The following is a 19,654-nucleotide window of genomic DNA, read 5'->3' as shown; positions in this document are numbered from 1 at the left end:
GACTTTGTGACAAAACATCATAGGCCGTGCCGGACGCCCAGCTAAGACTGAGTGGATCACTGGAAAAGGATGATCCATGAGAACAGGGATGTTCGCACTCGCGCTCGGTTTGCTGACGTTGCGCTGGTTGCCGGCACTGCCGCCGGTCGGCGGGGTGTTGGCGATGCTGGTGCTGGCCTTGATGTTATTGCCGTGGCGCAGCTATCCACTGGCGTTCTTTCTGCTGGGCCTGAGCTGGGCTTGCATCAGTGCGCAGTGGGCGCTGAATGATCGATTGCTACCCGCGCTGGACGGGCAGACCCGCTGGGTCGAGGGCCGTGTCACCGGGCTGCCGCAGCAGACGAGCAGCGGCGTGCGCTTCGAACTCAGCGACAGTCGGTCGCGCCATGCGCGTTTGCCCAAGCGTATCCGGGTGTCCTGGCACGGTGGACCGGCGGTACGCAGTGGCGAACGCTGGCGCCTGGCAGTGACGCTCAAGCGACCGTCCGGCCTGCTCAACTTTCACGGTTTTGACTATGAGGCGTGGTTGCTGGCCCAGCGCATTGGCGCCATTGCGTCTGTCAAGGACGGCCAGCGCCTGGCGCCGGCTCGCGATGCGTGGCGCGATCGCCTGCGCCAGCGGCTGATGAGCGTGGATATGCAAAATCGCCAAGGCGCCGTGACGGCGTTGGTGCTGGGGGACGGTTCCGGCTTGGATGCGCAGGATTGGCGCGTGCTGCAGGACACCGGGACCGTGCACCTGCTGGTGATTTCCGGCCAGCATATCGGTTTGCTGGCAGGGTTGATTTACGGCCTGGTGGCCGGGTTGGCGCGCTATGGTGGCTGGCCCCATGCGCTGCCGTGGCTGCCATGGGCATGCGGTTTGGCGTTTGCCGCCGCGCTAGGTTATGGCCTGCTCGCCGGGTTGGGTGTGCCGGTGCAGCGGGCCTGCATGATGGTCGCCCTGGTGTTGCTGTGGCGCCTGCGGTTCCGGCATTTGGGCGGCTGGTGGCCGTTGTTGCTGGCATTCAATGCGGTGCTGGTGTTCGAGCCCTTGTCCAGCCTGCAGCCGGGGTTCTGGTTGTCGTTTGCCGCGGTTGCGGTGCTGGTGCTGGCCTTCGGTGCACGTCTGGGTCCCTGGAGCGTCTGGCAGGCATGGACCCGGCCCCAATGGCTGATCGCCCTCGGGTTGTTTCCGGTGTTGCTGGTGCTCGGCCTGCCCATCAGCCTCAGCGCGCCGGTCGCCAACCTGTTTGCTGTGCCGTGGGTCAGCCTGGTGGTGTTGCCGCTGGCGCTGCTGGGCACTGTGCTGCTAGGGGTGCCATTTGTCGGGGAGGGCCTGCTGTGGCTGGCCGGTGGGGCGCTGGATGGACTGTTCCAGGGTTTGACACTGTTGGCTGCGCGCGTGCCCGCCTGGATACCGGCCGAAGTGCCGTTGGGGTATTGGCTGGTGAGCCTCGTGGGTACCGTGGTATTGCTGCTGCCCAAGGGCGTGCCGTTCCGCTTGCTGGGTTGGCCGATGCTTCTGTTGGCAGTGTTTCCTCCCAGGGACCCGGTGCCCCATGGGCAGGTTGACGTGGTGCAACTGGACGTCGGCCAGGGCCAGGCATTGATTCTGCGCACCCGTCATCACAGCTTGCTCTACGATGCCGGCCCTCGATCCGGAATGGTTGATTCAGGGGCGCGAGTGGTCTTGCCATCGTTGAAGAAACTCGGGGTCGAGCGGTTGGACGTGATGTTGCTCAGCCATGCCGACGCCGACCATGCCGGCGGTGCGGTCGCGGTAGCCGAGGGGCTGCCCGTCGGCCGGGTAGTGGGTGGCGAGACCGAAGGGCTGCCGGCTGTTCTCGCGGCTCGGCCCTGTATCAGTGGCGAGACATGGGTGTGGGACGGTGTGTCGTTCGCGTTATGGCAATGGCCGGGTGCGCTCGACGGTAACCCCAGGTCATGTGTGTTACAGGTACAGGCCAATGGTGAGCGCCTGCTGCTCACCGGCGATATCGACCGTGCGGCAGAACGGGCTTTTCTCGACACGCCGCTGGCGACGCCCACCGACTGGCTGCAAGCCCCCCATCATGGCAGCCGCAGTTCTTCCTCCTGGCCCTTCGTGCGACGGCTGGCACCCAAGTCGGTACTGATCTCTCGAGGGTGGGGCAATGCATTCGGCCACCCTCATGCGTCGGTAATGGAACGTTATCGGGCCACGGGCAGTCGGGTCTACGACAGCGCCGAGCAGGGCGCGGTGCGTGTGCAATTGGGCGCCTTCAAGCCACCGGTCGTTGCGCGCAGTCAACGCCGTTTCTGGCGCGAACCGTTACCTTAGCCCAGTGTTATCAACGACCGGCACCTGCGACGGACGGGGCGTGGGGCGACGAACCCCGCCGCTGAACCTATATGGTAAAGTGGCGCACTTTTTCGAGGGGACATTCACTGTGTGGGAATTGGTCAAATCCGGTGGCTGGATGATGTTGCCGATCATTCTGAGCTCCATCGCCGCACTCGGCATCGTTGCTGAACGCCTGTGGACCTTGCGCGCCAGCCGCGTCACCCCCGAGCACTTGCTGGGGCAGGTCTGGGGCTGGATCAAGAACAAGCAACTCGACAAGGATAAACTCAAGGAGCTGCGCGCCAACTCGCCCCTGGGGGAAATCCTCGCCGCCGGCCTTGCCAACTCCAAGCATGGTCGCGAGATCATGAAAGAGTGCATCGAAGAAGCCGCTGCCCGGGTCATTCATGAGTTGGAACGCTACATCAACGCCCTCGGTACCATTGCCGCGATGGCGCCGTTGCTCGGCTTGCTGGGGACGGTGCTGGGTATGATCGACATCTTCAGCTCGTTCATGGGCTCGGGCATGACCACCAACGCCGCGGTGTTGGCCGGTGGTATTTCCAAGGCGTTGATCACCACGGCAGCCGGCCTGATGGTCGGTATTCCATCGGTGTTTTTCCATCGCTTCCTGCAACGGCGCATCGATGAACTGGTGGTCGGCATGGAGCAGGAAGCCATCAAGCTGGTGGAAGTGGTGCAGGGCGACCGCGATGTGGACCTAGTTGAGGGCAAAGCGTGAAATTTCGCCGCAAGCAACGGGAAAATGTCGATATCAACCTCGCGTCGCTGATCGACGTGGTGTTTATCCTGCTGCTGTTTTTTGTCGTCACCACCACTTTCACCCGGCAGACCGAGCTGCGGGTCGATCTGCCGGAAGCGGTCAGCGGCTCGCCGGCCGAAGATCAGCAGGTCAAGCAACTGGATATCGCCATCAGCGCCGATGGGGTGTTTTCGGTGAATAACCAGTTGCTGGAAAAGAACGACCTCAACAGCCTGATGGAAGCCTTGCAGAAGGAGTCCGGTGGTGACACCACGATGCCGCTGTCGATCAGTGCCGATGGCAAGACCCAGCATCAAGCGGTGATCACAGCGATGGATGCTGCCGGCAAATTGGGCTTCAGCCATTTGCGCATGTCCACCGTCGAGGCGGCGAGCGCACCCTGATGCCTCTTTCCGATCGATTGCTCAAGGCGTGGTACGAGGGCCATCCGGCTCTCGCGCTGTTGCGGCCGCTGGAGTCCTTGTATCGCCGAGTGGTGCAGCGCAAGCGTGCACGGTTCCTGGCGGGTGAGGGCGACATCTACCAATCACCGGTGCCGGTGGTGGTGGTCGGTAATATCACCGTGGGCGGCACGGGCAAGACGCCGTTGATCCTGTGGCTGATCGAGCACTGTCGGCGCAGTGGTTTGCGCGTGGGGGTCGTCAGTCGCGGATACGGTGCCAAACCGCCGCAATTGCCTTGGCGGGTCGACGCCGGCCACAGCGCCGAGGTGGCCGGCGACGAACCGTTGCTGATCGTGCAGCGGTGCGGTGTCCCGTTGATGATCGACCCTGATCGCAGTCGCGCCGTGAAGGCGTTACTGGCCAGCGAGACCCTGGACCTGATCCTTTCAGACGATGGAATGCAACATTACCGCCTGGCCCGCGACCTAGAGCTGGTCTTGATCGATGCTGCGCGGGGGCTTGGCAACCGCCGTTGCCTGCCTGCCGGGCCGTTACGCGAGCCCGTTGAGCGTCTGCAGGGTGTGGATGCGTTGCTTTACAACGGCGCCGTAGCGGATCGTGACGACGGCTTTGCCTTCCGCCTGATGCCCACCGCGTTGATCAACCTGAGTACCGGTGAGCGCCAGCCGATCGATTATTTTCCGCCGGGCCAGGCGGTGCACGCGGTCGCCGGCATCGGCAATCCGCAACGTTTCTTCAATACCCTTGAAACGCTACACTGGCAGCCGATACCCCATGCATTTGCCGACCATGCGCCCTACAGCGCCGAGGTCTTGAATTTTACGCCGTCATTGCCGCTGGTCATGACCGAAAAGGACGCGGTGAAGTGCCGCGCCTTTGCCCAGCCTGACTGGTGGTACCTTGCGGTGGATGCGGCGCCGTCGCCGGCGTTTGTCGCCTGGTTCGACACGCAACTGATGCGCCTGCTGCCTGACCGTCTCTTGCCTTAAAACGCTTCTTTCCAGGAAACCTTCATGGACACCAAATTGCTCGACATCCTCGCTTGCCCGATCTGCAAAGGCCCGCTCAAGCTCAGCGCCGACAAAACCGAGCTGATCAGCAAAGGTGCTGGCCTGGCTTACCCGATCCGCGATGGCATCCCGGTCATGCTGGAAAGCGAAGCCCGCACCCTGACGACCGATGAGCGCCTGGATAAATGACCACTGCCTTTACCGTTGTCATTCCTTCGCGTTATGCATCGACCCGCCTGCCGGGCAAGCCGCTGCAAATGATCGGCAACAAACCGATGATCCAGCTGGTATGGGAACAGGCCAGTAAAAGCAGCGCCGAACGCGTGGTGGTAGCGACCGACGACCCGCGTATCATCGCGGCCTGCCAAGGCTTTGGCGCCGAAGCGGTGTTGACCCGCGAAGACCATAACTCCGGCACCGACCGCCTGGCCGAAGTGGCCACGCAGCTTGGCCTTGCGCCCGATGCCATCGTGGTCAACGTGCAAGGTGATGAGCCGTTGATTCCGCCCAGTGTGATCGACCAGGTGGCGGCTAACCTGGCAGCCCATGGCGAAGCCCGCATGGCCACCCTTGCCGAACCCATTGAAGACATCGACACCCTGTTCAATCCGAACGTGGTGAAGGTGGTCAGCGATATCAATGGCCTGGCACTGACCTTCAGCCGTTCGACCTTGCCCTGGGCACGCGACGCCTTCGCCCGGCAGCCGGATGTATTGCCGCAGGGCGTGCCGTACCGTCGCCACATTGGCATTTACGCCTACCGTGCCGGTTTCCTGCATGACTTCGTCAGTTGGGGCCCGTGCTGGCTGGAAAACACCGAATCCCTGGAGCAACTGCGTGCTCTTTGGCATGGCGTGCGCATCCATGTGGGCGATGCCCTGGAAGCACCGCCTGCTGGTGTCGATACCCCTGAAGACCTTGAGCGCGTCCGTCGCCTGCTGGGGGCGTGATGGAAGTTCTGTTTGTCTGCCTGGGCAATATCTGCCGCTCGCCGACTGCCGAAGGCGTACTGCGCCACAAATTGCGCGAAGCGGGGCTGGCAGGGCAGGTTGAGGTGGCATCGGCCGGTACTGGCCACTGGCATGTGGGCAATCCCCCTGACCAGCGTAGCCAGCGCGCGGCGTTGGCACGCGGTTATGACTTGTCGGCCCAGCGTGCCCAGCAGGTTTCACGCGCCGACTTCGAGCGTTATGACTTGATCCTGGCCATGGACCACAGCAACCTGCGCAACCTCAACCTGTTGCAACCGGGCCAGGGCAGGGCGCAAGTGGATTTGTTCCTGCGCCGGTATGGCGCCGAGGTCGATGAAGTGCCGGATCCTTACTATGAAGGCGAACAAGGGTTTGAACGGGTCCTGGACCTGATCGAGCGAGCCTGCGATTTATTGGTCATTGAATTAAAGGGGCGGTTATGACCTTGCAAGTGCTTGCGCAGGTATCGCTCAAGCCATTCAACAGCTTCGGCATTGATGTGCGTGCGCAACTGTTTGCCGAAGCCCGTAGCGATGCGGATGTGCGTGAAGCACTGGCCTATGCTGGCGCGCACGCGGTGCCGTTGCTGGTGATCGGTGGCGGCAGCAACTTGCTGTTGACCCGCGACATTCCCGCTTTGGTCTTGCGTATGGCGACCCAGGGTATCCGGGTGTTGCACGATGACGGTGTGCACGTGGTGGTGGAAGCCGAGGCCGGGGAGGCCTGGCACCCCTTTGTGCTGTGGACCCTGGAGCAGGGTTTTTGCGGCCTGGAAAATCTCAGCCTGATCCCCGGCACCGTCGGTGCGGCCCCGATGCAGAACATCGGCGCCTACGGCGTGGAGATCAAGGACGTGTTTGCCGGCCTGACGGCCCTGGATCGTCATACCGGCGAGTTACGGGAGTTCAGTCTGGACGAATGCAACTTCGCCTACCGCGACAGCCTGTTCAAGCACGAGACCGGGCGCTGGCTGATCTTGCGAGTGCGTTTTGCCCTCAGCCGAACCCAGCACCTGAAACTCGACTACGGCCCAGTGCAACAGCGCCTGGCCACGCAGGGGATCATCGAGGCCACGGCCAGTGACGTCAGTCGCGCGATCTGCAGCATTCGCCGCGAGAAACTGCCCGACCCGGTGGTGCTTGGCAACGCTGGCAGCTTCTTCAAGAACCCGCTGGTGTCCCAGGCATTGGCCGCAGAGCTACAAGCGCGCTACCCGGACCTCGTGGCATACCCCCAGGCCGATGGGCAGATGAAGCTCGCCGCCGGCTGGCTGATCGACAAAGCCGGCTGGAAGGGCTTTCGAGAAGGCGATGCGGGCGTGCACAAGATGCAGGCACTGGTGCTGGTCAACTATGGCACGGCCACCGGACAGGACATTGCGAACCTGGCACTGCGTATCCAGCAGGATATTGCTGAACGCTTCAGGGTCGAACTGGAAATGGAACCCAACCAGTATTGAGCCTGAAACAAAAATGCCCCGTATCTTGCGATACGGGGCATTTTTTTGGGTGCTAGCAATCAGTCATCGCGACCCATGATGCCGAAGATCTGCAACAGGCTGATGAACAGGTTGTAGATCGACACATACAGGCTGATGGTCGCCATGATGTAGTTACGCTCACCGCCGTGGATGATGGCGCTGGTCTGGAACAGGATGCACACGGAGGAGAACAGCACAAAACCTGCGCTGATCGCCAGTTGCAAGCCACTGATCTGGAAGAACATGCCCGCTACCACGGCCGCCAGCAGCACGAAGAAACCTGCGGTAATAAAACCACCCAGGAAACTCATGTCCTTGCGGCTGATCAACACGTAAGCCGACAGACCACCAAATACCAGGGCCGTCATGGCAAACGCCGAGCTGACCACTTCAGCGCCGCCGGCCATGCCCAGGTAACGGTTCAGGATCGGGCCGAGGATAAAGCCCATGAAACCGGTCAAGGCAAACGCAGACACCAGGCCCCAGGCCGAGTCACGCAGCTTGTTGGTCAGGAAGAACAGGCCATAGAAGCCGATCAGCACGACAAAGATATTGGGGTAACCCACCCGCATCTGCTGCGCCACATACGCCATCACGCCGCTGAATGCGAGGGTCAGGGCGAGCAAGCCATAGGTGTTGCGCAACACGCGGCTGACTTCAAGCTGCTCAGCCTGCGCGTTGCCATTCACTGCGTAATTCTGTTCGCGCATGGCGACACTCCTTCAGTTTTGAAACGTTCAGTCGCAAAGATCATAACAGACGCTCTGTAACAAGCTATGGCGAGAGTTTGACAGTGTGTTTCATTCGGGTATTATGGCGCCCGCTGACGCAGGAAGGGCTACTATTGTTCCTGTGACGCAAAAGGGAAATTGGCAGAGTGGTTGAATGCACCGGTCTTGAAAACCGGCGAACGTTAATAGCGTTCCCAGGGTTCGAATCCCTGGTTTCCCGCCAAGATTCAGACGAAAGCCTCGCGAAAGCGGGGCTTTTGTGTTTCTGGGGCTTGGTAAAGCTGGCGGCATAAATTCGGATGCGTTTCCGCATCATTTCAAGCAGTTTGCGCAACTATGCCGGGATGGCTGGCAGTAGGACGCACCTTTGTCGAAAGTCGTGGCCGATATCGCCTCTCGCAATGGTTGGCAGGCAGGCTGTCCGGTGGCAACGAAGGTCGCCCTTGTGGATCAACTTAACGAGTAATTTCATCACTCGTCTGGCTAAGCAAACCGACTGCATGGCTAAGGTCGCCGACGGCAAGCTGCTGGTGATGCCGCGACAGAGGGAAGACCGCAAGCGGCAAAGCGTTCGGCGCGATTACGCTGACTCGTAGCGATCTCAATCGCTGGCAATTCAGCCTAGGGACCGCAATTCGCACAAGGCCGTGTCGACCAAGCATCAGAACAAAAAGGACGGCAAGTTGACGGTGGCCACCATCGACAATGGTGACGCCCCGGACGGCTTGCCAGCGGTGCACACTGATCGGCACATCTACCCGAACAAGACCGCTGCTCAATCAGCAGCCAAAGCACGGTTAGCGGCGTTTAATCGATCGACCGCCGAGTGCGTCTGGAGATGCCCGGCCGGACAGACACCTTGCCGAGCGGTCGATCAACGCCCCTGGGTTCGAGGTCGGCCTCGATGGTGAGTACCTGGTGGACTCGGTCGAGCAGGTGCTGCGCACCCCCGAGCTGCTCGAACAGCCGCAATGAGCGGCAGAGTCGGCTGGTTGGTTCTGGTCTGTAAACGGGCGAAATGCACTCGCGGATCAGGACCAGTTCAACACCATCACTCGCCGGATCAACGGTGGCCTTAATGGCCTGGAGGATCGGTTGCAATTGTGGGGCAGGGCGAGGGCGGTGTTATGCGTCTCTTCGATCTGATCCCTGCGCAGTTCCGTATCGCCGCTATCAGATTGTTATTAGTGGTGGTAGTCGCACGATCTGCCGCATTGGCCTGGACTGCTCAGGACTGGCGTTATGGCCGCGTGCTGGAGCGGCAAGCCCGGCTGCAGGCGGACACACTCAACGAAATATCCCAAGCGTTTGCTGCTCTGCAACGTACCGAGCAGGACAAGCGACTTGCCCTGGAGCTCCGCCTGCAGAGTAAAGACGAAACACACTACAAGGAATTGACCGATGAGCAATCCAAGCAGGTTCGCCTGCGTGATCGCCTGGCTACTGCTGATCTGCGGCTGTCAGTCGTACTCGCCGCCGCCGAAACCACCTGCAGTAGTGCAATGCCAACCACCGCCGCAACCGGCCGCGTGGTTCATGGCACCACAAGAGCCCAACTTGCCCCAGCGCATGCTCAACGAATTATCGGGATCACCGATGCCGGCGACCAAGGATTGATCGCGCTGCGTGCCTGTCAGGCTTACGCAAAAGAAGTGTCTACACCGAAGTGAAAAAAAGCGGCCGGGCAGTATGCGTCACCCTCTAACCGGCCACCTTCCCCGCAGTTCATAAGTTGATATTCAGGCTGTAGGCGCGATGTACGTGCTTCGTGCGACATTCAAATATTTTTATGATCTTTTCAATGTGGCTGATGATTGAGCGTAGTATGAAAAGTAAAGAATAACTATCTGGTGGTATAAGATTTCTCAGTGGAAGTATCTGCAGTGCCGGGGTCACTCCTTTTGCGTTACATGATGACGGCTACTATTTCATTCGATGAAAAACTGTAAATCAGCGATTAATGTAAAAATAGGCCTAAGCTAAAGAGGGGTGAGCCTCTAACATTAATCATATTAAGCACGCCTTCCCATAATAGCCACGGAGACGTCAGTGCTATAAGAAAAAAACACATGAATAGAACTGGAAGCCAAGTGCAAAAACATTTTAGCCTAAACCACCATTTAGAACGAATGGTAACTCGACCAGCTTCAGGGCCATGTCGCATTTTCATAAACTGTCCTGCAACCTAAATTAAAGTCGATAACCGGACCGCCTCCAATTTATAGAGGATGATCCTTAATAAGGAGTGCTTAAATGCAGGGGGCTCAATTGTTTGGCGATAACGACAGCCCCTCAATTTGTTAGTGCTTGCGCTTGCGGAGCTTGAAGAGAGTCCACTGTTTTATTTGCTCCCAATACTCTTTTCCCAATAGAGCTATCGCGATGAGAAATAAAACTTCGCCAATCACAACCAGAACCGACATAACGGCAATTTTGTTCGGGATTTCGAGGAAAGGAATGATAGGAAATGCCAACCAATAAATGAAAACTAGGCCAAGCAAGCCGAAACCAGCTTTCTTTTTGAAGCTGAATTTTTCGTTGCCAATAATATTGGGCAGTTTGCGTAGCCAACTCTGTAGATCATCAATGATGGTGTAGACGGCCGGAATTACCAGCAGGCTCAGTACTGTGGAGGTAATCAATCCACCAATGACGGCGGCCGCCATTGGGCTTCGGAAGCTCGGGTCGGCACTGCCCAGGCCCAAGGCTACCGGTAGCATGCCTGCCCCCATAGCAAGAGTGGTCATGATGACCGGGCGCGCCCTTTTGTGGCAGGCGTCGATCAACGCCTCGGTACGTCCCATAGGCTGCTCTGTCGCCACTCCATCCGGGCCGGGATGGCCGCGACGAGCCTCGATTGCATAATCCACCAACAGAATGGAGTTCTTGGTAGCGATCCCCATCAACATCACCAATCCGATGAGCGATGACAGCGAGAACGCCTGACCTGCCAGCAACAACCCGACGAAGGCACCGCCTAACGACAAGGGCAGCGCTGCAAGGATGGTGACGGGCTGAAAAAAATCTTTGAACAGCAGTACCAGGACTACATAGATCGCCAATACGCCGCTGAACATGGCTACGCCGAAACCGGTGAACAACTCGCGCATCATTTCTTCGTCGCCCTGCGTCACCTGGTGGACGCCGCCAGGCAAATGGCGGATCGAGGGCAACGTCGCCACCTGAGCAGTTAGGTCGCCTAGCGGCATACCGGAGAGTTCAACATCGATGATGACACTGCGTGCACGATTGATTCGGCTCAAGCGTGCCGGGCCACCATTCTGCTCAAGTTGCACCACCTGGTTGAGCAGCACCGGTCCCTTGGCTCCCCTAACCGTCAAGCGTTCCAGGAGACGCATATCCTCCCGCACATCTCGCGATAACTTGACCACGATAGGTATCTGGCGTTGTTCCAGATTGAGCTTGGCCAGCAATTGGTCATAGTCACCGACAGTCGCCACCCGCAACGTATCGGCGATAGCAGTCCCTGTAACCCCTAGCTCGGCAGCTTTGGCGAAGTCCGGCCGCAAGATGATTTCATTACGGACCAGACCCGTATTGGAGGAGATGTTGCCCAGGCCGGGAAGGTTTCGCAGGTCCTGCTGTACTGCATCTGCTGCCTCAGCCAGCAACCGAGGATCGTCGCCTGCTAGCACCAGTTGGTACTTCTCACCCGAATTGCCGAATCCCACCTTGCTGCGCACGCCGGCCAGCTCGGCCATCTGTGTACGGATCTGGTCCTCAATTACACTTTTCTTCGGCCGCTCCTTACGAGGGTCGAGCAGCACGGTAAGCATGGCGACACGCATTTCGGGCTTGCTTTCCTCGCCTGAGGTACTTCCCGCAGAGCCACCACCGATGGTGGTGAAGATGCGCTGCACGTGGGGCAACGTTTCCAAGCGACGACGGGCATCTTCGGCCTTCTCCTGGGTCTGAGCCAGCGTGGCACCAGGAGGTAGCTCCAAAGTGACTTGGGTTTGAGAGTTGTCATCTGGAGGGAAGAACCCTTGGGGCAACAGTGGAATCAACATCAGCGAGCCGACGAAAAAACCACCCGCCATGAACAGGGTGATCCAACGATGACCCAAAGCCCATTGGCTTATGCGCAGGTAAGCGGGCATCCAAAAAGGGTCACTCCGGGGTCTTGAATGAGCCTTCATTAGATAGGCTGCCATCATCGGGGTCAGTAGACGCGCCACTACCAGAGACGCGAATACTGCCAGAGCTGCAGTCCAGCCAAACTGCTTGAAGAACCTGCCGGCGATGCCGTCCATGAAAGCCGTTGGCAGAAACACCGCTATCAGCGCGAAAGTTGTGGCTACCACAGCCAAGCCGATCTCCGAGGCTGCGTCCTTGGCAGCTTGCAGCGGTGTCTTGCCCAAGGTTATGTGGCGTTCAATGTTCTCCACTTCAACAATGGCGTCGTCCACCAGCAGTCCGATTACCAGCGATAGAGCTAGCAGGGTCACTGCGTTCAACGAGAACCCCATCATGTCCATAACGATGAATGCCGGCAGTACGGATAATGGTAAGGCTGCAGCTGAAATCAGGGTGGCGCGAACATCCCGCAGAAACAGGAACACGATGAGGATCGCCAGAAGCGCGCCTTCGTAAAGTATGCTCATGGACGCATCGAACTCATCCTGCGCAGTCTGGACGAAGTCGAAGACCTGAGTGATCTGCAGGTCGGGCCGTTCACGGCGCAATTGCGCTATCGCTTGCTGCACCCCGTTGCCTACTTCTACCTCGCCAGCTCCCTTGGCTCGAGCGATCTCGAAGCCGACCACAGGCTTACCGTCGAGCAAGGCCAGGGAATTACGTTCGGCAACGGTATCCTTGATGCTTGCCACCTCCCCGAGCCGAAAATGCTGCCCACCCGGAGCCGACAGTTCCACCGCTGTCAGCTCATCAGCGCTTTTTACTCGAGCCATGAGACGCAACGGCTGTTTGCTATGGCCCAGATCCACCAAACCGCCCGTAGCGTCGGTTTGTACATTGCGCAGTTGCTGCGAAATTTCGGCCGCTGTGACACCGATCGCTTCCAACTTCAATGGATCAAGCTCGACCTGGATTTCACGGGCCAACCCACCAACGCGGGTTACCGAGCCTACTCCCCTGATCCCTCTCAAGTTTCGCGACAGGGTGTTGTCCACATACCAGGACAGGTCACTCTCATCCATATCGCTAGAGCTGATAGAAAACGCCAAGATCGGACTACCGATGATGTTCAGCTTGCTAACGATTGGGTCACGCAGGTCTGTCGGCAGGTCCGCACGTACACGCTGCACGGCCGAACGTACATCGTCCACGGCTTCCTGCACGGGTTTTTCAAGGCGGAACTCGGCGGAAATCGACACCATGCCATCTTGGATGGTGCTACGTAGATTTTTCAGACCTTGCACGGAAGAAATCGAGTCTTCCAACTTGCGTGCGACCTCAGTTTCCAACTGCGGTGGCGCCGCGCCCGGGAGTGCCGCCGATACCGAGACGGTCGGCAGATCCATATCCGGAAAGTTCTGTACCTTCATTCTATGGAAGGCGTAAAGACCAGCAATACTCAATATCAGGAACAGCAGAATAGAAGGAATGGGGCTGCGGATAGACCAGGTCGAAAGATTCATGTCGGGGCTCTCAATGCTGGTCAGGGTGGGCAGGTGAACCGGCTAGCCGAACGCTGTCACCGTTGTTCAGAAAGGCCCCGCCGCTGGCGACGATACGCTCGGCTCCTTTAAGACCTGATAGGACTTCCTGTTGCTCGCCGAAGATGCGTCCAACGCTAACCTTCAGTGCAGAGACCTGCATGTCCTTGCTCACTACAAATACCAAGTGAAAACCATCACGAGCCACCACAGCGGACTGCGGCACCATCATCGCTCGTTGTATCCCCGTCATTAGTTCACCGCTGACATAAGCCCCAGGTGGGATAAAGCTCTCGCCCCCTGTTTTCGCGCTGTCGATGTCCACATAAACCATCCCCCGACGTGAGTTTGGATCGATAGTCGGAGCAACAAGACGTACCACACCGCTCCACATGCTGCCGCCAGGCGAGGTGATCATGGCTTTTTGGCCTGGGCGGATCTGCTCTAATTGTTGCGCAGCCAATTCCGCCCTCCATTCGAGGCGGCCCTGGCGAATCAAGCGGAACATCTCATTACCTTGGGCTGGTACCGAACCGATGGTTGCTGAGCGCGCAGCCACGATTCCATCGTCAGGAGCACGCAGTACCGTCTGGCTCAAGCGCAGTTTCTGCAACGCCAGCTGGGCCCGAGCAGTTTCCAGGCGGGCCTGGGTAGTCTGTTCCTGGGTTAATAGTTGTTGAATACGTTGCGCGCTTAGGTTGCCGGAATCCCCCAAGTTACGAGCCCGCTGGCCATCCGCACGTGCTTCTCCTGCCGCCGCGCTAGCCTCATGCAAGGCCGCCTCTGCCAGCATTCGATCGTTTTCTACCGTATCGCGAGCGAACCTTGCCAGGGGTTGCCCCTTTCGCACTCGGTCTCCGACTTGGACCAAGACTTCCTCTACGCGCAAGCCGTTAATCTCTGGGCCAATAATTGCCTCTTGCCACGCAGCAACTGAACCGTTGGCGCTGATCACATTGCTCACCGGTTGCAAGGTCGGGGTGGCAAGGCTGACTGTCAGTGCAGGCTTGCTGTCCTCCGCAACCGCTGGTAGTTCTGTAGGCCCGCAGGCTGTCATGAACAGAGGAAGAGTCAGCGCCAGTGCAATGACATAGAAAGGCGAAGGTCGCATGCGGGCCTCGGTGTTCAAGGGTGTTGGTTGGGTCATGGTTTAGATTCAATATTCATAGATGAGCGGTCGAAGCCCCCGCCAACAGCGCGGTAGAGGGTCGTCCAGGCACGTCGACCTTCCAGATCCAAGGCCAACGAATCCTGCTCGGCCGCGCGCGCCTTGCGCCGGAGCTCCTCCAGCTCGAACGGGCTGAGCATTCCTTCCTGTAGTAAGCGCTCGCTCGACTGCAGACGAATAGCCGCTTGTTCAGCAGCGACGCGGCTGTAGCACAAGCGCTGGTCGGCACTGTCGAGTTGCACTAAGGCTTCTTCGATTTCGCGTACTGCAAGGCGAACCCGTGCGTGGTACGCACTGATTGAGGCATTGAAATCTTCCTCGGCGGCCCGCTGGTCAGCAACCCGACGTCCGGCATCGAATATCGGAAGATTTAGCGCCAGGGGTCCGAAGGTCCAGCTAGTGGCATTGCGAACGCTGACGTCTCCAGCATCGATACTGCTGCGCCCGACGAAACCCTCCAGGCTCAAACGAGGTAAGCGGTTGGCTTGCGCTTGCATGACCCTTGCCTGAGCTTGTATGACATCCAGCTCGGCCACATAGACGTCGGGGCGCTGGCTCAGGGCCTGGGCTGGTATTGCCGACACGCTGAATGAGGCTAATGACAGAGGGCGTTGCCAGGCCGGTTGCAACAGTTGTCGGAGACTAGGTTCGCTTTGTCCGGTCAAGGCTACTAGTCCCTTGATCTGTAGCTCACAAGTAGCTTGTTGCTTCTGCAACTGCCCCATCACCTGCGCTGCGTTATATCGCTCTGCTGCCAGATCCCCATCTGCAGCCATGCCAGCTTGCAAAGAACGCAGCATCATCTGAACCGAGCGCTCATAAGACTCCGCGTCCCGGTTATAGAGTTCGGACTGACGCTGACAAATACGTGACGCGTAATAAAGGTCGGCTACTTCTGCTGCAACCAAAATGCGGGCGTCATGCCATTGTGCATCGGCACTTTCTAGTCCCGCTTGACCACTGCTTAGTTGCGAACCATTAAGTTTGGCCAAGTCCAGCGCCCAACTGACTTGAACCCCTGTTTGAGTTTGAGTGTAGGCACCATTAGCGAGTGGAGAAAGGGACTTATTACGCGACATGGTTGCTGTTAGTTCTGGCAGCAAAGATGATAGATCGTGTACCTGTGATGCCTTCGCCCGCTCTATTCGCGCTAACGCGCTTGCGATATTGGGGCTAACTTCGTTAGCGGCCTCTATTAGCGTCACAAGCTCCGGCTCATTTTGCGATTTCCACCAATTTTTCAGCTCAGTTACCCGCGGTGAGTCAGGCATTGGCGCTTCCCATTGCACTGGAACTTTTGGATCGACTGATAGTTGGTCCACATGTGTGGTCGCGCAACTACTTAAGAGCAAGGCTGTGCTGATAAATGAAAAAAAGAGTGCTAGTAGGCGGGGGCTTTTAAACAACCGCATTGGATTCACCGTTGAATTGGCAGTTGACTGCATAAGCAGGCTTCCCCTATAGGGCGCGAACTGTCACTCGTTAATATGAGTGGCATATGGAATAAAAAGAATCACCATAAAAATAAACAATGGTTGCGCTGAATATTTGCGATGCTGTAATTGCCACCGGCAGGCAACATATCTACTCCTAATAAGTTTGCCAATCCCGTTTGACTATTTGCATTCAAACGCTCTCCGCGTGGGAGTACATCGGCAGTTTTAAGCAGGTCGTCGCCCAATATCTGTAAGTGTTTCTCATGGGGCGCTCGGTTATTAGAAACTTCGATTTACACCAAGAGCCTCTCATCCCGCCGTCGTTTTCCGACAATTCCGCTGCAGTCCGGGTGGCCCGGACCTTTATCACTCGTTTACCAATGCTATTCACGGGTAAGAAAAGGTCACTCATTGCCTCCCCCCTGCGTGCCAACTGCCAATGACTGCAGCCGCTAATCAGCGAAATCTCGACGATCAGCGTCAACAGATCACTGTTGCTGTGCAAATTTTTCAAATAATAAACGGAGTACTCCGTCTCGTTATTGGTCAAAAAAAAGCCCGTCGGTGATGGGCATTTTAAACCGGTGCGATTCACCACGACCCCAACCTGCGTTCAAGTTCAGGGGCGAGTTGAACTTCAGGGGTAAATAGATAGGTTCTTACAAAATCACCAAGTGCCGCCGCTGCGTGATCTGTCTCTGTAGCCAACCCCAAATTCATTTCCAGCCATAGGCCGCTGAGCAATGAAAACAGGAGACCTGCCGCCCCTTGCGGAGAAAGTCCAGGACGAACCCAGCCCTCACGTTGACCTTCGGCTAGAAGCTCAGTCAGCTGATTACGAATTTGCTGATCTACTTCAATGAGACGGGTCTGGTCTTGACTCCGAGTAACCTCCAACCAGCTATCCAGGCTGAGATCAAGCTCCCCTGGGCACAACTCCTGCGCCAGCTTCTCTGCACTCATACTGGCTAGGTGGTATAAACCGTCTTTGCTGAACAACTGCTGAGCCTGAGAAATGTATCGTTCGCACTCAATTGCAATAATGGCATCAATGATTTCTCGCTTGTCAGAGAAATAGCGAAAGACCGCTCCTGCACTCATGCCCGCCTGCTGACAAATGTCTTCGGTGCGTGCGCTATGGAATCCCTTTTCCTTGAAGACGCGGGTAGCTGCCGAAAGGATCTGCTCACGACGTTGCTCATGCAATTGTTCGTTTCGGGTACGAGCCATGGTTGGTGCTATCCAATAACCGGACTGAATAGTCTCATAATCGTCTATATCGGCAGTGGTGTCAATTGCGACACCCCGTCGCTCGTACCATCGTGCTATCTACGGCAACCAGCGCTCAATCCAGCACCTAAGGCTGCCGGCGTTGGAATCACCGGCTAAAAGCCTGAGTTGGGTCAGGCTCGTGTCATGCTCCTTATTGGGTATGGGCCCGCGTGAAGTTGCATGACGGTCTTGAAAACCGGCGAACGTCACTAGCGTTCCCAGGGTAGGCCGTATCGGTTGATTTTTTCGGTCTTACGCGGCAAATTCATGCCATGAACAGACACCGTTTCCGTTGCGCCAACCCAATTATTACCACCTTCACCTAGGTGGTGGGACTGCGCACGATTGCCGAACCCCGCCTCAGATGCGGGGTTTTTCATGCCTGCTTCCGAGGCTCACTCAGGAGCACAGGAATGGACGCACTGACCCGAACTCTCAAGGAAACTATCGAAGCCGCTGATCGAGCCATCACTGCCGAAGACTTCGAAGAGCTGATGAAGTTTTATGCGGATGACGCAAGTCTCGTGGTTAAACCAGGGCTGACAGTCACAGGCAAAGACAGCATCCGCCGAGCATTTGTCGCCATTGCGGAGCACTTCAATCACAGTATCGTTGTCACGCAGGGGGAAATGCAGGTTATACCGGGAGGTGACGTCGCTCTCGTTATCATGGAGACCCTTTTACAGGCAACGGATAAGGCGGGTATAAAAACCGAGATTTCGCGCAGGGCGACCTACGTGTTCCGACAAGTCTCGGAAAAGTGGCTATGCGTAGTGGACAATTCTTATGGGACAACGCTATTGGATAGCGGCGTCTGATCGTAGCGGTCAATTCAGGGAGAAACGCTTGGTAGCCATATCCGCAGTGCATACGCTACGCCCACCACCCGATCTTGATTACTACGACGTCAGGTCGACCCCACTACCTCGCGAAGTCACGGCCCTCGAGGTTTGGAACATCGTTACGGCAGGGCATGGGGCTCTAATGCAACTGGCCTTTCGAATTCGAGACAGGATCTCCTCGCTGTTTGGTGTGAGGCGCATAGGCGGATTTTCAGGGCGAAGTCGAGAGGCGGTGCTTGAGGGGGATTACTTGGATTTCTTCCTGGTGGAGCATAGTGCGCCTGACATGCTGGTTTTGACTGAGCGTGACCGGCACCTGGATGTCATGATCTGCCTCTCCATAGTTGACCGCGTTCTCACGATTACTTCTTCAGTCGTAACGCATAACCTGTTTGGACGCATTTATATGCTCCCGGTAGGTCCGGTCCATAAGCTGATCATCAATAGCGATATGAAGCGGCTCAGGCGCAAGATTGAAGAGGGCTGATGTATTGCATTAAGGGTGATTTCAAAGGATGCGATCACCCACGTCGCCGGGATTTCCGTGAGCAGTAAGTGTGCGTCTAGCACACTTGTCGATAATAGGGTGACCCGATTGGACGACGCTTCGCCACTCGGGTTAGGTTTCGTATTCGTTAGTATCTTGGGCTCCACCACCATGACTGATCGTCAGATCATCGTTCCAGGCGACATGAAACTGCTCTGCGAGCAAGCTGGTTATGCGCCAGCGGTAAAGGTAGGAAAAACGCTCTACTGCGCTGGGCAGGTGGGCCGGACGCCGGAGTTATCCGTTATCGAGGATCCTGAGCAGCAGTTCCTGGCGGCGTGGGAGAATCTAAGGCTCGTCTTGGCTGCGGGCGGTTGCGAATTTGAGGATGTCGTCGATATGACGACTTATCACGTCGATATGCAACGCCATATGCCTGTCTTTAGACGGGTCAAGGATCAAGTCTTTCCTAGGGGGACTTGTGCATGGACATGCGTAGGTATCAATGAGCTGGCTCGACCGGGGCTTCTCGTGGAGATCAAATGCATCGCGGTGCAGCGATAATTTTTCAGGTCTCGTACGGTCGTTGATCGAGTTCATTGCTTGTTCGGCCGATGGGCTTTTATTCGCTCCGCACAGACCGCTACATCACTATCACTAACAACCCGTAAGCAGAGCCAAATACCCATGAAAAACACTGTCAACTGCACGTTTCAGATCACTGGCTGGGACGAAAAGCCGTCCCAGGAACTTGAGGGCTCTCCGAAGCTTTCTCACGCCAAAGTCACGCAGTCCTATGCCGGCGCCATCGAGGGAACCAGCAGCGTCGATTACCTCATGTCTTATAGCGATGATGGTACCGCTAGTTTTGTGGGGTTTGAGCGAATCTGTGCGGTGGTTGCAGGTAAGAGTGGGACATTTGTCGTTCGGCATTTTGGAACGTTTTCGCAGGGCCAGGCGCGCAGCACTTGGAGCGTGGTGAAGGGGGCGGGCACCGGCGGCTTGGTAGCGCTTGGCGGTAATGGCAGCTACGTCGCAGGCCATGGGGAGCCGGCACAAGTGTCATTTGAATACTCGTTTGAACCTGAGTCCTGAGATATCGGCTGGATGCGTCCCGGCCTCTGC

The 19,654-nt window shown here is 57.5% G+C and carries 18 protein-coding genes, 1 tRNA gene and 2 pseudogenes; 16 read left to right on the top strand and 5 right to left on the bottom strand.

Going from position 1 to position 19,654, the window contains the following annotated elements; translation table 11 throughout:
* The first annotated feature begins 76 nt into the window (after positions 1-76).
* From JBE38_RS21475 to murB, 8 genes are all read left to right on the top strand, one after another.
* Positions 77-2,302 carry a DNA internalization-related competence protein ComEC/Rec2 gene (locus tag JBE38_RS21475; protein ID WP_205345083.1) on the top strand — a complete coding sequence of 742 codons (2,226 nt, stop codon included), beginning with the start codon at positions 77-79 and terminating at the stop codon, positions 2,300-2,302.
* A 109-nt stretch (positions 2,303-2,411) separates the two neighbouring features.
* Positions 2,412-3,047, top strand: coding sequence for a MotA/TolQ/ExbB proton channel family protein (locus JBE38_RS21470; RefSeq protein WP_060755624.1), 636 nt, complete (start codon positions 2,412-2,414; stop codon positions 3,045-3,047).
* Positions 3,044-3,472, top strand: a complete 429-nt coding sequence (locus tag JBE38_RS21465) for an ExbD/TolR family protein (RefSeq protein ID WP_104994120.1) — start codon at positions 3,044-3,046, stop codon at positions 3,470-3,472. Before JBE38_RS21470 ends, JBE38_RS21465 begins: the two co-directional genes overlap by 4 nt.
* The gene (gene lpxK / locus JBE38_RS21460) at positions 3,472-4,482 is read left to right on the top strand and encodes a tetraacyldisaccharide 4'-kinase (RefSeq protein ID WP_060755622.1); all 1,011 of its coding nucleotides are present in this window, start codon (positions 3,472-3,474) and stop codon (positions 4,480-4,482) included. Before JBE38_RS21465 ends, lpxK begins: the two co-directional genes overlap by 1 nt.
* A gap of 24 nt (positions 4,483-4,506) precedes the next feature.
* Positions 4,507-4,692 carry a Trm112 family protein gene (locus JBE38_RS21455; RefSeq protein WP_003174668.1) on the top strand — a complete coding sequence of 62 codons (186 nt, stop codon included), beginning with the start codon at positions 4,507-4,509 and terminating at the stop codon, positions 4,690-4,692.
* The gene (gene kdsB / locus JBE38_RS21450) at positions 4,689-5,453 is read left to right on the top strand and encodes a 3-deoxy-manno-octulosonate cytidylyltransferase (protein ID WP_104994118.1); all 765 of its coding nucleotides are present in this window, start codon (positions 4,689-4,691) and stop codon (positions 5,451-5,453) included. The genes JBE38_RS21455 and kdsB overlap by 4 nt, the downstream gene beginning before the upstream one ends.
* Positions 5,453-5,917, top strand: a complete 465-nt coding sequence (locus JBE38_RS21445; RefSeq protein ID WP_060755620.1) for a low molecular weight protein-tyrosine-phosphatase — start codon at positions 5,453-5,455, stop codon at positions 5,915-5,917. The genes kdsB and JBE38_RS21445 overlap by 1 nt, the downstream gene beginning before the upstream one ends.
* Positions 5,914-6,933, top strand: coding sequence for a UDP-N-acetylmuramate dehydrogenase (murB, locus tag JBE38_RS21440; protein ID WP_205345082.1), 1,020 nt, complete (start codon positions 5,914-5,916; stop codon positions 6,931-6,933). The genes JBE38_RS21445 and murB overlap by 4 nt, the downstream gene beginning before the upstream one ends.
* A 59-nt stretch (positions 6,934-6,992) precedes the next feature.
* Here murB and JBE38_RS21435 read toward each other — a convergent pair whose 3' ends face one another.
* Complete coding sequence (locus JBE38_RS21435) at positions 6,993-7,664, bottom strand: Bax inhibitor-1/YccA family protein (RefSeq protein ID WP_060755618.1); 672 nt, start codon at positions 7,662-7,664, stop codon at positions 6,993-6,995.
* Between the two features lie 153 nt (positions 7,665-7,817).
* Here JBE38_RS21435 and JBE38_RS21430 point away from each other — a divergent pair.
* The 4 genes and pseudogenes from JBE38_RS21430 to JBE38_RS21425 all read left to right on the top strand — a co-directional run bounded on the left by JBE38_RS21430 (position 7,818) and on the right by JBE38_RS21425 (position 9,355).
* A tRNA-Ser gene (locus JBE38_RS21430) sits at positions 7,818-7,908 on the top strand.
* A gap of 135 nt (positions 7,909-8,043) precedes the next feature.
* Positions 8,044-8,624: pseudogene (locus JBE38_RS27730) on the top strand (phage late control D family protein); the annotation flags it as partial.
* Positions 8,616-8,831: pseudogene (locus JBE38_RS27725) on the top strand (glycoside hydrolase family 19 protein); the annotation flags it as partial. The pseudogenes JBE38_RS27730 and JBE38_RS27725, both read left to right, overlap by 9 nt.
* Positions 8,813-9,355, top strand: coding sequence for a lysis system i-spanin subunit Rz (locus JBE38_RS21425; RefSeq protein ID WP_205345081.1), 543 nt, complete (start codon positions 8,813-8,815; stop codon positions 9,353-9,355). The pseudogene JBE38_RS27725 and the gene JBE38_RS21425, both read left to right, overlap by 19 nt.
* A gap of 630 nt (positions 9,356-9,985) precedes the next feature.
* Here JBE38_RS21425 and JBE38_RS21420 read toward each other — a convergent pair.
* The 4 genes from JBE38_RS21420 to JBE38_RS21405 form a co-directional block, all read right to left on the bottom strand.
* Positions 9,986-13,306 (bottom strand): efflux RND transporter permease subunit, encoded by a 3,321-nt coding sequence (locus tag JBE38_RS21420; protein WP_205345080.1) that lies wholly within the window; start codon positions 13,304-13,306, stop codon positions 9,986-9,988.
* A gap of 10 nt (positions 13,307-13,316) precedes the next feature.
* Positions 13,317-14,471 carry an efflux RND transporter periplasmic adaptor subunit gene (locus tag JBE38_RS21415; protein WP_205345079.1) on the bottom strand — a complete coding sequence of 385 codons (1,155 nt, stop codon included), beginning with the start codon at positions 14,469-14,471 and terminating at the stop codon, positions 13,317-13,319.
* Positions 14,468-15,937, bottom strand: a complete 1,470-nt coding sequence (locus JBE38_RS21410; protein WP_205345078.1) for an efflux transporter outer membrane subunit — start codon at positions 15,935-15,937, stop codon at positions 14,468-14,470. Before JBE38_RS21410 ends, JBE38_RS21415 begins: the two co-directional genes overlap by 4 nt.
* Positions 15,938-16,519: 582 nt before the next feature.
* A complete protein-coding gene (locus tag JBE38_RS21405; RefSeq protein ID WP_126870861.1) occupies positions 16,520-17,158 on the bottom strand; it encodes a TetR/AcrR family transcriptional regulator in 639 nt (212 codons plus the stop codon).
* Between the two features lie 455 nt (positions 17,159-17,613).
* On the opposite strand from JBE38_RS21405, the gene JBE38_RS21400 reads away from it, so the two are divergent.
* The 4 genes from JBE38_RS21400 to JBE38_RS21385 all read left to right on the top strand — a co-directional run bounded on the left by JBE38_RS21400 (position 17,614) and on the right by JBE38_RS21385 (position 19,624).
* Positions 17,614-18,018: a YybH family protein gene (locus JBE38_RS21400; protein ID WP_205345077.1), complete on the top strand. Its 405-nt coding sequence runs from the start codon at positions 17,614-17,616 to the stop codon at positions 18,016-18,018.
* Positions 17,987-18,529, top strand: a complete 543-nt coding sequence (locus JBE38_RS21395; protein WP_205345076.1) for a DUF2867 domain-containing protein — start codon at positions 17,987-17,989, stop codon at positions 18,527-18,529. Before JBE38_RS21400 ends, JBE38_RS21395 begins: the two co-directional genes overlap by 32 nt.
* Before the next feature lie 171 nt (positions 18,530-18,700).
* Entirely contained in the window at positions 18,701-19,093 is a 393-nt protein-coding gene (locus JBE38_RS21390) for a RidA family protein (RefSeq protein WP_205345075.1), read from the top strand.
* Positions 19,094-19,216: 123 nt separating this feature from the next.
* Positions 19,217-19,624: a DUF3224 domain-containing protein gene (locus tag JBE38_RS21385; RefSeq protein WP_205345074.1), complete on the top strand. Its 408-nt coding sequence runs from the start codon at positions 19,217-19,219 to the stop codon at positions 19,622-19,624.
* Positions 19,625-19,654: the final 30 nt, after the last annotated feature.

The organism is Pseudomonas sp. ICBG1301, assembly GCF_016918385.1.
GTDB classification, from domain to species: domain Bacteria; phylum Pseudomonadota; class Gammaproteobacteria; order Pseudomonadales; family Pseudomonadaceae; genus Aquipseudomonas; species Aquipseudomonas palleroniana.
Note: the sequence above shows the minus strand (reverse complement) of the source record. Positions and strands in the feature narration are given on the sequence as shown.